General features: G+C 34.0%; 13 protein-coding genes. All 13 read right to left on the bottom strand.

Going from position 1 to position 13840, the window contains the following annotated elements:
* Positions 1 to 6: 6 nt before the first annotated feature.
* A complete protein-coding gene (gene rplM / locus CVO_RS00610; RefSeq protein ID WP_159569407.1) occupies positions 7 to 429 on the bottom strand; it encodes a 50S ribosomal protein L13 in 423 nt (140 codons plus the stop codon).
* Positions 430 to 543: 114 nt separating this feature from the next.
* A complete protein-coding gene (locus CVO_RS00605) occupies positions 544 to 3291 on the bottom strand; it encodes a RecB-like helicase (protein WP_159569405.1) in 2748 nt (915 codons plus the stop codon).
* Positions 3291 to 5636 (bottom strand): PD-(D/E)XK nuclease family protein, encoded by a 2346-nt coding sequence (locus CVO_RS00600; RefSeq protein WP_159569403.1) that lies wholly within the window; start codon positions 5634 to 5636, stop codon positions 3291 to 3293. The genes CVO_RS00605 and CVO_RS00600 overlap by 1 nt, the downstream gene beginning before the upstream one ends.
* Before the next feature lie 36 nt (positions 5637 to 5672).
* Complete coding sequence (locus CVO_RS00595; RefSeq protein ID WP_159569401.1) at positions 5673 to 6179, bottom strand: FixH family protein; 507 nt, start codon at positions 6177 to 6179, stop codon at positions 5673 to 5675.
* Complete coding sequence (locus tag CVO_RS00590; RefSeq protein WP_152300099.1) at positions 6172 to 6870, bottom strand: 3-dehydroquinate dehydratase; 699 nt, start codon at positions 6868 to 6870, stop codon at positions 6172 to 6174. The genes CVO_RS00595 and CVO_RS00590 overlap by 8 nt, the downstream gene beginning before the upstream one ends.
* Before the next feature lie 111 nt (positions 6871 to 6981).
* Positions 6982 to 7191, bottom strand: a complete 210-nt coding sequence (locus CVO_RS00585) for a DUF4006 family protein (protein ID WP_152300100.1) — start codon at positions 7189 to 7191, stop codon at positions 6982 to 6984.
* Positions 7192 to 7201: 10 nt separating this feature from the next.
* Positions 7202 to 8125 (bottom strand): cbb3-type cytochrome c oxidase N-terminal domain-containing protein, encoded by a 924-nt coding sequence (locus tag CVO_RS00580; RefSeq protein ID WP_152300101.1) that lies wholly within the window; start codon positions 8123 to 8125, stop codon positions 7202 to 7204.
* On the bottom strand, positions 8118 to 8357 hold the full coding sequence (locus CVO_RS00575) for a cytochrome c oxidase, cbb3-type, CcoQ subunit (protein ID WP_152300102.1): 240 nt from the start codon (positions 8355 to 8357) through the stop codon (positions 8118 to 8120). Before CVO_RS00575 ends, CVO_RS00580 begins: the two co-directional genes overlap by 8 nt.
* Positions 8358 to 8369: 12 nt before the next feature.
* Positions 8370 to 9062: a cytochrome-c oxidase, cbb3-type subunit II gene (gene ccoO, locus CVO_RS00570; RefSeq protein ID WP_152300103.1), complete on the bottom strand. Its 693-nt coding sequence runs from the start codon at positions 9060 to 9062 to the stop codon at positions 8370 to 8372.
* A 15-nt stretch (positions 9063 to 9077) separates the two neighbouring features.
* Positions 9078 to 10571 carry a cytochrome-c oxidase, cbb3-type subunit I gene (gene ccoN, locus CVO_RS00565; RefSeq protein WP_152300104.1) on the bottom strand — a complete coding sequence of 498 codons (1494 nt, stop codon included), beginning with the start codon at positions 10569 to 10571 and terminating at the stop codon, positions 9078 to 9080.
* 204 nt (positions 10572 to 10775) lie between these two features.
* Positions 10776 to 11915, bottom strand: coding sequence for a glutamine-hydrolyzing carbamoyl-phosphate synthase small subunit (carA, locus tag CVO_RS00560; protein WP_152300105.1), 1140 nt, complete (start codon positions 11913 to 11915; stop codon positions 10776 to 10778).
* A 5-nt stretch (positions 11916 to 11920) separates the two neighbouring features.
* Positions 11921 to 12472 carry a DUF507 family protein gene (locus CVO_RS00555; protein ID WP_152300106.1) on the bottom strand — a complete coding sequence of 184 codons (552 nt, stop codon included), beginning with the start codon at positions 12470 to 12472 and terminating at the stop codon, positions 11921 to 11923.
* 113 nt (positions 12473 to 12585) lie between these two features.
* Positions 12586 to 13836 (bottom strand): adenylosuccinate synthase, encoded by a 1251-nt coding sequence (locus tag CVO_RS00550; RefSeq protein ID WP_159569399.1) that lies wholly within the window; start codon positions 13834 to 13836, stop codon positions 12586 to 12588.
* Between the last annotated feature and the right edge of the window lie 4 nt (positions 13837 to 13840).

The following is a 13840-nucleotide window of genomic DNA, read 5'->3' as shown; positions in this document are numbered from 1 at the left end:
TTATCCTTACTTAGCTAATTGTGCAGTGTGAGGATGCTCAGCACCTGCATATATTTTTAATTTTTTAAGCATTTTAGCGCCAAGCTTAGTTTTAGGAAGCATACCGCGAGTAGCTAATTTGTAAAGCTTCTCAGGATTTTTCTCTAAAAGCTCAGTCATCTTTACGCTCTTTGTGCTACCAAAGTACCCTGAATGAGAGAAGTACTCTTTGTTAGCGATTTTGCCAAGACCGTTGAATTTTGCTTTTGAAGCGTTAACAATTACAACATAGTCTCCACAATCAATATTTGGAGTAAAACATGGTTTGTTTTTACCACGAAGTATTGTTGCAACTTCAGTGATTATACGACCAAAAGTTTTACCTTCAGCATCAATCAAAACCCATTTTTGATCGATTTGTTCAGGAGTTGCAATTTTCGTAAATTTCATTCTTGAACCTTTCAAGTAATTTTCTTAACATCAACATAATAAAATGCCCGTTTAATTGGCGAAAGTATATCTTTTTAAACTTACAAACAACTGAATTTATGGTTTTTTTAAGTTTTATATTTTTACTATTTTTATACTGCTTTGAAGCAGATAACAAATATATCCATCCACCTCATCGCCGGTTATCTCTTTTATTGCATTAACATAATAATTTACCTGTTTTTTATGCTCATCTACATAAGAGAGTGCACTTTTATAATCAATGATATTCCATCTCTCAAAAAGAGACTCTTTTACAGAATTGCTTTTTACCAAAAGATCTATATATCGAAGATTGTTTTTATATCTAATGGCTTTTTCTTTATAACATTCTCCTTTTACCAAAGAGAGAAATGTCTTATTTTTTAAAAGCATGCTTACTCTATTTTCTATATCCTCTATCTCTTCATCTTCTAAAAAAGCGCCATATTTATTAAGCATCATCTCTTTTGCAAGAGAGATACTCTGTGCATCAAAAGAACCAAGCATCTCCAACATGTAATGCATTGCGATTCCAAAATTTATAGATTTTATATCCTCATCTTGAGCCTTCTCGAGTGCTAAAATATCATTTTGCGTTCCATAGTACAGCTCTTTATACTCAAGAGCCCCTGTTTCTGCTTGCAACTTTGCAAAATCATGCTCTCTTATATGGCTTTTTTGTATATCCAAACTGCCGCTGCATCCAATTTTCAAGTCCAGTATGGCAAACATTGAATCTTTTGATTTAGTAACTATAAAAAGATTTTCTCTTGCTCTTGTAAAAGCGACATAAAGCGCATTGAGGCTATCTTCATGTACCAAAAGCTTCTCTTTTTTTAAAGCATTTTCATAGTTTTTATCAATACTCTCCCGTCCTTTTATGCGAAGATAGATATTTTTTAAAGAGATGCCCTCATACTCATAAATGATAGCATCTCTTGCAGGCGGTGCTTTTTTAAGCCTGTCCATCACTATAACATGTGTAAATTCGAGTCCCTTCGATTTATGAACCGTAAGAACTCTTACACCGCTTAACTGACTTGCCGCCGCACTTAAATCAAGTCTCTCATACTCAAAAAGAAGTGATTCAATATCACTATATTTTGAGAGCGCATCCAAAAATCTAACATAATTAAAATCATCACCAAATAGTTTAAACTCATCTATAATATTTTTAACAACATCTAAGAGTTTCACTTCGTTAAAATCAACCTTTTTAAGAGGGCGGACTTTTTGTGAGACAAGAGCAAAAAAGTTATGTAAATAGATATCTTCGTCAAAATATAGATACTTCAAATACTCTAAAACGGCTTTTATGCTCTTTTGATTTATCAATTTTGTTGTAGTCTCTGTAATAACCTCTATGTTTTTAGCGAGCAAAGCTTCTTTGAGAGTCTGTCCATCGCTATTTGTAGCACAAAGAACGGCTATCTCGCTGCTATTGGCTCCAATAGATAAAAGTTTTTGCACTCTGATGACAACCTCTTCAAGCGGGTCATCATTTTGCACAACCTCAACATATCCTCCCTCTGCACCCTCTCTTACCAATTGAGGAGTATAGTTTTTTATTCTTTTTTCAAACAACTCATTTACAAATGCAACCACCTCTTTTTGTGAACGGTAATTTGTTAAAAGTTTCTCCACATGCGTATCGTTTTCTCTTCTAACAGCATCAAAAAGTGCACTCACTCCACCGCGAAATCTATAAATGGACTGCTTTACATCTCCAACAAAAAAGAAACTTCCATTATCAAAAATACCTTTGCCCGAAGTTATCTCATTTATAAGCGGTTTTAGTACCTCATACTGCAATATACTGGTATCTTGAAACTCATCAAGGAGCATATGCTCTATCTGCGCATCAAGTCTGAAATATAAAAAGTGACTATCCTCAATAAGATTTAAAATCTCATAAACAAGATAAGTTACATCGCTAAAACTAAGTTCGCTGTCATCCATATAAAGTGCTTTTTTTGATTTTATATATATGTCCACAAGTTCTTTGATGGCATAAAAGAAGTTCTGCTCTTTTGCACGACTATGCTCTCTTATCGCCTCTTGTATTTTAGTAAGCAGATGATCTATTTCAGAAGTAAAACATTTCGAAAATGTATTATAATTAAGTGTTTCTCTTCCTATCCATGCTTTTGCACAAAGCTCTTCATAATTTTGGACTTCAACTGATTTAAGCGCTGTTTTAGATGCAGCTTTACATGAAGAGATAATTTTTTTTAGTTCTGCCATAGAAGAGAGAGCTTCTTCTTCAAATACTCTGTAGTTATGTTTTTTAAACTTTATATGCTTTATCTCTTTAAATTTTATGTAAAACTCATCTAAGAGAGAAAATATATCTGTAAATCTTTTGTTAAAAGCAAGCGAGAGCAAAATAAGTGTCTCTTTTTTTCCAGCTACGCTTACCTCTTTTAAAAAGCGAGAGAGAAGCTTAAGCTCATGCTGCGAGGAAGAGGTTGAAAAATCAGGCATTAATGAGGCATAAAGAGAAAATTTACGCAAAATCTGTGTAAAAAAACTATCTATAGTCATAATTTTTGTATGCGAGTTTAAAAACTCATTCAAAACTCTTTGGCGGTTTTGAAGCAAATAATCACGAGAGAGTTCGGTAACTTTTACAATCTCATCAAGCTCGCCTCTGTGTTCAAGCTCCTCTAAAGTTTGAACTATCCTCTCTTGCATCTCATTTGCAGCTTTATTTGTAAAGGTAAGAGCAAGTATCTTTGATGGTTCGGCGCCCTTAAAAAGCAGACTCAAATAACGCACGACCAGCATAAAAGTCTTTCCGCTTCCGGCACTTGCTTCATAAGCTAGGTTATTTATAAACATTATTCTCTACCACACATGATTTTATATTCGCAGTAGAGACAACTTTTAAGATCTTCGCATCTGCTGAAATTAAGCTCTTGAATATTTAAAAGATCTTTTATATTTGATTCCAAAACTGCAAGTTTCTCTTTCAAAAATGGCTCATTTACAATTTTTGACTCTTTGAGATCATAGTATCCGCACCCAGTAACATTACCAAATTTTTGCGCGAGCAGATAGTAAAATTCCAGCTGAAAATCGGTTGCTTCATGCAGATTTTTTTCTGTATAAAGAGGATAAGAACCTGTTTTATAGTCAATAACATAAATATCGCTTCCTTTTTTATCAACTCTGTCTATTTGTCCGACAAGTGTTATACCTGCAAACTCACACTGAAGGCTCTCTTCACACGCTTCGACTCTCCAACCCTGCTTAAATCTTACTACCTCATTCTCGCAAAAGCTCTCCATTCTTCTTTTTTGCAGTGCAATAAGATACTTCTCAAACTCACTATCTCCGCATGCATTGTCAAGCTCTTTATAAAGGTCTTTTTGAAGCGCATGCTTATCTGTATAAAAACTCTTTTTTTCGTAAAGATTTTTAAGTGCTTCATGGACATCCTGACCAATCTCATACTCCTGTGGCATATCTTTTGGAATCTCATGATTTGCTATCTGTTTTATATATTTATAGTAATACTTTCTTCTGCAAGTAAGAAAAGTTTTCAGCTTTGTAGCAGAGAGTTTTTTATCTTTAAAACTGTACTCCAAAACAATATCTTCATCTTTTTTTATGTCAAAAGTTGCTCTTTGAAAAAGCACGCCTGCATAATCAAGCTCTAAATAGCTGTTTTTCTCTTCAATACCGAGCTGTTTTAAAAATCTAGAACCGCTACTCTCATCTGATTTTACAAAAGAGATTGCTGCCTCTTTACTTCTGTTTATCAACATCTCATAATAATGTTTTTGCAGATTTTCTCTGTCTCTCATAGTCGGAAGGTTTGCCATCTCTCTGATATTTGTATTTAAAAACATATCCTTATCACTTTTTTTTGGAACATGTTTGTCGCTAAAATCAACTATAACAACCGCATCAAACTCCACAGAGCGAGTCTCTAAAACCCCCATAACCGTTATTTTTCCGCCTCGCACATCATCAATCGTTCTATTTGCCAATCTTTGCAAAAATAGATTGATTACAGATTTAATATGCATCTCTTTCATAAAAGGTAAAATATTTTTAAAGCTATAAAGCTCCTCTTCAAAAATTTTAATCTCTTTTTTGTTTGTAAAACTCTCTTTGTAGCTCTTTAAAAAAGCTAAAATATCCACATCTGAGCTCTTTTTATTATAAATCGAGTATAAATTTAAATAAAACTCATCACCTACGCGCTCAAGCCTTGCTTCATTCTCTTTAGAATCCTGTTCTATATACTTGCATGTAGCATTTAGTTTCTCATAGATCTTTGTTTTGGCAAAAGGCTCACCCATAGCAAAATTAAAATTAGCACTTTTATCAAAAACCTTAAGTGTCTGCGCAAAATTCTCATCAGGTAAAATAACTGCGATATTTTCAGGTTTATACCCTTTTTTTACAAACTCATATATCTTTGTTTTCACATAAGCAACTTGCAAAACCGGCTCACTGAAAGATTGAGATGTTATCTTTTTATTAAACTCTATTTTCTCTTTTGAGCATATCTTTTTTTTATTAAGAGATAGTGTATATCTATACCCTTGCTCCAGCTCTATACCCATATCTAAAAATTTGCTCTGCATTTTTGTATTGAATCTTGTAGCGCTAAAGATAATACTAACACTGCTAAACACACAGCACTTCTCTAAAAGTTCGAGCTCAAAGTTTGTCAGATGCCCATCTACATACAGCTCTACACTTTTATAATTTTTTATATAACTCTCATTAAAAATATAAAGTTTTGGAAGAAATATCTTATCGAGAACTTTTCTTTGACTACATAAAGTATCATATCTTCTATAAAGTTCCTGAAGTATGGCAATATGCTCCTCATACTCGCCATAGATATCAGAGATACCAAGATTAGCTATATCATACTTCTCGGCACTTAACTCTTGAAAAAATTTAAATATATAGGATGCATTTTTTGTGAAGGTAAAAAAATTTCTTTTAATTTGTAGATTTGAAAAACTTTTAAAATCAGCTGCTTCTAAAAGAAGCAAAACTCTGCTATCCGCATCAAGAGTTTTAAAATCTTTTACTATACATAGATTTGCTATAAAATCACTCATAGTGATGTAATTTGGCAAAAAAAGAGTTGAACCCTCCACAGCTAACTGCTTCTGTCTAATTGCGCGAGCAGATGGTAAGACTATAATAGATTTATTCATAATTTTATTATAACCAATGGCTACCTCTAAAAGCGCTTAATACTCTATAACCTCTTTTGATCTTGTATCTGCTTTAATATTATAAAATCTTTGGATATCTTCCACTTTTACTTTTGCCATAATATCCCATCTTCCCTCTTGAGGAAGTTTTGTTGCACGAAAGGTATAGATTCCATTTTCTATAACAGGATTACTTAACTCTTGGTCATACTTGTGGTTATTTGGTCTTGTGATAACGATTTTAATATCTGCATTATTGACAGGATTGGAAGCACTATCCATAACTCTGTATTTTACAATACAATTTTTCGAGCTTAACTCATCAGAGATATACTCTATTTTATACCTTTTATTAAACTCTATTGCAGATTTTAGTATCTCATTTGCTTTTGCATCTGCCTCATGATAACCCATCATATAGGTATCACTCTTTTCAACAGGAAGTTTATTGGCAATAACAATAGTAGCCACACATGCGATAAATACAAGTGTTATGGATATTACGATTGAATATGGCCATATTTTAGCGCTTTTTTTACTCAAGATTTTGCCTTTTTATATATAGTTTTCTTCTAATGTATAAGAATATGCCATAAAGTATAAAACCGTAAAAAAGTATTTTTACAAAAAATATACTGTTTTGATTAGCATTGCCGACTGCATTTTCTAGAACTACATTTTTACTTTTGGCAATTTGTTCTGCAATATCTGCGTACCCGTTAAACATTGCGCCGGAATATTTGCCAAGCAGCTCATCATCTTTAGCTTTTTGAGCCAAAAGAGGAATAATTGTCCCATTAGAGTTCGTTGCAATCTCTTTAAATGAAGACCAGCCTTCGCTATAAAAAAGAGCCATAATAAAAGCCTGAATAGGCGAAGCAACGGGGCTTAAAACCTGTTTTTTATCAAAAAGCGTGTATAAAGAAGTGTCATTTGCCAGAATATCTACTTTCAAATCTATCTCTGAAAATGTCAGTAAGATAGTCGGCTCATTAAAATCTTTTATCAACTCTTTTTCATAGGCAACTATATTTGTGTTATCAGGCAATTTTTTAAGCATAATAAGTCTTAACGAAACACCTGTTTTTTGATATAGCTCTGAGCCTAATTTTTCAATATCACTCTTAAATAAAGAGTTAAAAATAATCTCATCTTTATAAAGATACCCGGCTATTAAAGAAGATTTAAAAACAGTTAAAAGAACAATTATAAAAAATCCTCTTCTAAAATACAATGAAACTTCCTAGCCGATAAAAAGATGATTTGGTGTTAAAACCACATAAAGTGTATATAGAGCCATAAGCACAAGCCCCCATGAAATTATTTTATCCATTACTATACTCCTTTACTTTACATCAATAATATGATCAGATTCTTTTGAACCAATCATTTTAATTGATGTTTCATCTTTTAAATCGTAAAAATTTGAAGAACTTTTTTGTTGCACATTTACAGCCCAAATTGATAAAAAAACTAAAATTGCAAGCAGCAAAATCGTTGCTATTAACATCCCTGTTATGCCATCAAGAGAGAATATACTTCTATTTTCATTCATAACCAACTCCTTATTTGCTTAAGCTGGTAATATAAGCACCAACTGCTTCTTTTTGCTTATCATTAAGTCTGTCAAACTTAGGCATAGTGCCGATAATACCTTTTTTACCATGTGCAAGAACATTGCTAACTAAAACCGGTGTATATGTTACTATACTTGGAGCCACAAACTCCATGCCTTTTCCATCTTCTCCATGACAAGACATACATGCACCTGCAAATACATCAGCACCTTCGCCACTCATACCATTTGCGACATACTTTGAAACTATATCAATCTCTGCATCTGTAATAAGAGCTCCAGTATTTACATTAAAAAGACCGTTTCGATCAGGCATCGGCATCTCCATGCCCAAAAGCTTGTTATTTGATCCATTTTCTATTATATACTTAACTGATTGTTCATCAATTCTTATATTTAAATTTGCCGCTTTTCCATCAATACCGTCAGCACTTAATCCATGACAAACTTTACACTCTGCCAAATAAACAGACTCTCCCATCTCAACTAATCTTTCGCCTGTAATATCTTTATATTTTTCTTCAAATTTTGCATTATGAACTGCAACATCTTCATTATATTCACCTATTTGCGAATAGGCATTTAAAGGATATCCGATTGTAAAATACCACATACCCCATATCATAGTAAGTAAGAACATAACTGCCCAGCCAGTAGGCAGTTCATTTTTATACTCACCTATACCATCCCAATTTTCATCTGCAAGCTCACCGGATGCAGTGTCAACTTGCATCTGACGAACATACTTGATTACGACAAAAACAGTAATGATTACTAATGCAACCGCTCCCGTTACCGCAAGTATATTTACAATATCATTATTTAAACCGCCTTTGGATGTTGCTACTGACAAATATGTAGCACCAATCATTGCAACAGTTATAATAATTCCCCAAAGATAAAGCTTATTCATATATCTCTCCTCTTTTCTTTTCACCTTCAGAAGGTGCCTCACTATCTGATTTAGGAGATACCGGAGTATCATCTATATCATCTTTTAATGCCATATTGCTATACTGCTCATAATCAATCCCATCAGCATCTTTTTTTTTACTATAGAGATGATATATATATGCATACAAAGCAACAACAAGAAAGAATGTCAGTGCAAAGTATCCGTAAGCCTGTAACTGTGCAATATCCACTTTAAACCCTTTTTATTTAAGACTGTTCATATATGCAATTAATGCAACTATTTCAGGAATTTCACCTCTAGCCACTGCATCTTTAACATCTTGATCTTTCATATCTGCCACTACAGCCTTTGCCTCTTCGAGAGCCAACTCTTTTGCTTCGGCAACGCTTTTACCCATTTTAACAACTTTTGTTGAACCATCTTTCATAGGTACCTCTTGATTATAAGGAACTGAAAAATACTCAGCAACAGTAAGCTGCTCCGCAAAAGCAGTCTCGATATCAGCTTTATTTGTAAACATCCATCTATATGCCGGCATAATAGAACCAGGCACTACGCTTTGCGGATCTTTCATATGATTTTCATGCCAGTCAGTTGTTCTATAGTTACCAACACGCATTAAATCCGGACCTGTTCTTTTAGAACCCCATAAGAATGGACGGTCATACGCATACTCACCACTTAGTGAATAATGTCCATAACGATCAGTTTCTGATTTAAATGGACGAATCAGTTGTGAATGACATGCATTACAACTATTTTTTATATAAACTTGACGACCCGCTAGCTCCAGTGTCGAGTATGGAGCAGTACCAATAACAGGGCGAGATGCTTGCGCAAAACTCGGAAGAATCTCTACTAAACCTGCAAAAGAAATAACTATAAAAACACCTACCGCAAAAAAGAACGGATGCTTTTCTAACCAATGAAACATATTTTATCCTTTCTATTAAGCGCCCATAGGCGATGCATTTTGTAGCTCTATCTCTTCAACACGACGAGCAGTCATAGTTTTGTAAATGTTATATGCAAACATTAAAAAACCGATTAGATATAATAAACCACCAACACCACGAATTACATAATACGGATGAAGAACTGTTACCGTATCGATAAATGAGTAAGCTAAATTACCAAACTCATCATGTGCACGCCACATCATACCTTGCGTAATACCTGAAATCCACATAGAAGTAAAGTACAAAACAACACCTAATGTTTGAATCCAAAACTGCGCCGCCATCAATGACTTAGAGTATAGCTCTCTTTTAAATACGCGAGGTGCCATATGAAAAAGTGCAGCCATAATCATAAAACCAACCCATCCAAGAACACCATCATGAACATGTCCAACAATCCAGTCTGTAAAGTGAGCAATTGCATTAACAGACTTAATAGCTTGAATCGGACCTTCTAATGTTGAAAACATATAAAAAGTTGAAGCTAAAACCATAAATTTAATCAACGGAGAAGCTGCAACTTGCTGCCACTCTCCCTTCATTGTAAGAAGCATATTGATAGCAGATCCCCAAGACGGAAGAATCAATATTATTGAAAAAATCGAACCCATTGTCTGCATCCAGTCCGGAACAGTTGAGTATAAAAGATGGTGCCCGCCTGCCCATAGATAAACAAACATTAATCCCCAAAAAGAGAGTAAAGAGAGCTTATACGAATATATGGCTTGACCCGACTCTTTGGGTAAAAAGTAGTAAATCATTGCAATAATGGGTACAGTAAAAACAAAAGCAACTGCATTATGTCCATACCACCACTGAACAAGAGCATCATTTGTACCGGCATACATAGAAACCGAATGATACCATGCGCCTATACCGCTTTCACCGGCAGCAGATGTTGCTAATATTGTCGGTATTTCCATATTGTTAAATAGATATAGCATCGCTACACCTAAGAAAGTAGCTATATAGTACCATATTGAAATATAGAGAGATTTTTCACGGCGAATACCGATTAAACCAAACATGCCTATGCCCCATATAACCCAAATTATTACTATAACGATATCGATAGGCCACTCAAATTCGGCATACTCTTTGGAAGTTGTTATTCCGGCAAACAGCGAAACAACTACTGCAAGAACTCCCAATACATATAACCAAAAATGTAACTTGCCTAAAAACATCAAAAAGGCTGATTCACCCATTGACACTTTTAGTACACGCTGACCTACATAATACCAAGTAGCAAAAACACCACTTATTGTAAACCCAAATATTACCGCATCTGTATGCAAAGGACGGAGACGACTGAAATTTGTATATTCTGCCAAACTCTCCCCTAAGAATAAATTAGCTTCTGGAAAAGCAAGCTGAAAAGCTAAAATTACACCAATCAGCATTCCAATGATACCAAAAACCACTGTTGTCATCATAAACATTTTGGCAATTGTATAGTCATACTCTAATGGACGATTTTCCATATATAGACTCCTTAAGATTTAAAACAATTAAGTTTAATTGAATTTATTAAACTAATTAACATACATATGATAACAGTATAAATATTTAAGATTTCTTAAACAATGACATTTTTTTGACATATTTTTCATACTGATGGTTTTTATCCTGTTTTTAAGTAATAAATTTGTAAAAAATTATTTTTGAAAGGGAAGAGGAAGAAGTTTTTATCTTTTTATTAAAGATAAAAACTCATTGAAGATATATCTGCTCTCTTTTGGGCCAGGGCTGGCTTCTGGGTGATGCTGAACAGAAAATATTGGAGCATTATTGTATTTTAATCCCTCTATTGTATTGTCAAATAGATTAAGATGTGTAACCTCTGCTACTTCAACAATATTTTGAGGAACATTATAATTGTGATTTTGTGCAGTGATTTCAACCAATCCTGTTTTAATGTTTTTTACAGGATGATTACCGCCATGATGACCAAATTTCAATTTATATGTATCATATCCGTGTGATATTGAAAGAAGCTGATGCCCAAGACATATTCCAAACATAGGAACTTTTGCAGCTATTAATTTTTTTATCTCTTCTTGCTCTTTTTTTAAAACCAGCGGATCACCTGGACCATTTGAGAGAAAAACACCGTCTATCTCTTTTTTATTATATCTATCTATTAAATTTTCTGCACTAAAATTATTTGGTATTACTTCAACACTCATTTTAGCATTTACAAGTTCATTTAAAATATTTCTTTTTACACCAAAATCTAAAACTGCTATATTTGCCTCCGGTGTCGGTGCAGAGTTATAATCAAACTCTCTATAATCATAAGTTGACTGAGTATGTTTATATGCTGTTTTTGTACTTACTTGCTCTATATAATTAATATCTTCTATTCTAGGTGATTGAGCCAAAATATTTTTTAACTCTTCTTTATCACTTATTTCAGTAGATGCTATCATCATCATAGCACCCTCTTTTCTTAGCATTTTTGTTATATATCTTGTATCAATATCACAAATACCCATAACATTTTGTTCTTTTAAAAAACTAGCCAGTGATGCTTCTGCTCTAAAATTGGAGTATCTATCCTGATACTTTCTAACTATCATTCCTTTTGCATGTGCAGATTTACTCTCCATATCTTGAGAATTAACCCCGACATTACCAATTTCTGGCATTGTAAAAGTTACAAACTGACCGGCATAAGACGGATCTGACATTACTTCCTGATACCCACTCATAGAAGTGTTAAACACAATCTCGCCAACTACAGTATCTTCTGCACCAAAACTATGAGCCTCTAAAAAAGTTCCATTTTCAAAATATAGCCAAACTTTTTTTGTTAAAACTTTCATATTCACTACTCCATGCCTCTTTTTGTAAGCTCTTCTCTATAGAGCTTTTCATATAAAATATCAAACTCGTCAGTTCCCGGAATATACTTCTTTTTGTATGTTCTAATTTTGTCCATTATTATATTATCCAGCTCAGAAGCTTCTGTTATAAAAGATGTAATCGCATTAAAAATAATATTTTTAATACGATTTTCTGTTACATCAAAATGAATCAGATCCTCTTCATAAAGCTCATCTAAAATTTTATGCGAAATATCTGAATAACGCTCTTCATAATTTAAGATAACACCAAATTCAGGAGCTAGCTTTTTCTTTATCATAAAAAAGAGCTGTCTCTCATCAACAAGATTAAACTCTATCTGCTCTTCATTTGCTTCACAAATCTCTCTCGCCTTCTCTTCCAAAGCAATCTCTTGCTTAACATCATGTGCTAATATTTTTTGAGATTCCTGTGCAATTGGCTCAAGACCCTTTGTCATCGTAACAACACCACTCTTCTTTAAATCAACTGCAATCTTATTCGCTATATGAGGTATAGTTTTAAGTGATATTTTCATCGATAGACCCTACTTGTTTTAAAATAAATTTGGATATTTTACAATAAGTAAGGTTAGTTTATGATTAGAGAATAAACTACTTTACTTAATATTGCTGATAACTTAAAAGCTGTTTATAAAATAATTGTGTCGTCTCTCTCCGGAGATGTTGAGATAATACCCACTTTCGTTTTTGTAATCTCTTCAATCACTTTAATATACTCTTGCGCCTCTTTTGGCAAATCTTCTAATCTTCTTGCTCCAACAGATTTATCCCAACCTTTAAACGATTTATAAATCGGTTTTACATCATCTAAATTTTGCGGAAGATAGTCTATCTTTTCACCGTTTAATTCATAAGCAACACATATTTTAACTTCTTCAAATCCATCGAGAACATCGAGCTTCATAAGTGCAAGCTCGTCACAGCCGTTTAAGCGGCTTGCGTATCTGCACGCTACCGCATCAAACCATCCGCATCTTCTTGCGCGCCCTGTTGTTGTGCCAAACTCATGCCCCTGTTTTCCGAGTCTTTTTCCATCTTCACCCAAATCTTCACTTGGAAAAGGTCCATTTCCAACACGCGTACAATATGCTTTAACAATGCCGGTAATTTTACCGATATCTTTTGCATTTATTCCCAAACCTGTACAGGCGCCTGCACTAACCGTTGAGCTTGATGTTACATAAGGATATGTTCCATGATCAATATCAAGCATTGTTCCCTGAGCACCCTCTAAAAGAACTCTTTTATTCTCTTCATCTAACGCTCTCCAAAGCATCTGAGTCGTATCAGTAATAAATGGAGCGAGTTTAGCTTTATACCCCTCTAGCTCATCTAAAAGTTCAGCTTTATTCGGTGTTTTTATATCCAAAATGTCAAATATATCTCTATTTTGTTCAAAATAGCCCATAATTGAATCGCAAAGTCTCGCAGGATTTAAAAGTTCCCCTACTCTAACGCCTACTCTGTTTATTTTATCAGAATAGGCAGGTCCTATTCCTTTACCTGTTGTACCAATTGCTTTATCGCCTTTTAATTTTTCACGGGCTTGATCGATTAGAGAGTGGTAAGGCAGGTTTAAGTGAGCTTTGTCGGAGATAAAAAGTCTTCCTTCTAAGCCTTCAAACTGAGTCATCTCCTTAATAATGGATTCTGGAGAGAGAACAACGCCATTGCCCACAATATTAACAGCTTTAGGATTTAATACACCAGAAGGTATAAGGTGAAGTGCATATTTTACGCCATCAACCCAAATTGTATGGCCTGCATTGTGTCCGCCCTGGCTTCTGCAAACCATATCATATTTACCGGCCAATCTATCTACAATTTTGCCTTTTCCTTCATCGCCCCACTGTATACCTACTATTAAATCTGCTTTCATTATT

The organism is Sulfurimonas sp. CVO, from assembly GCF_009883775.1.
In the GTDB taxonomy this organism is placed as follows: domain Bacteria; phylum Campylobacterota; class Campylobacteria; order Campylobacterales; family Sulfurimonadaceae; genus Sulfurimonas; species Sulfurimonas xiamenensis.
Note: the sequence above shows the minus strand (reverse complement) of the source record. Positions and strands in the feature narration are given on the sequence as shown.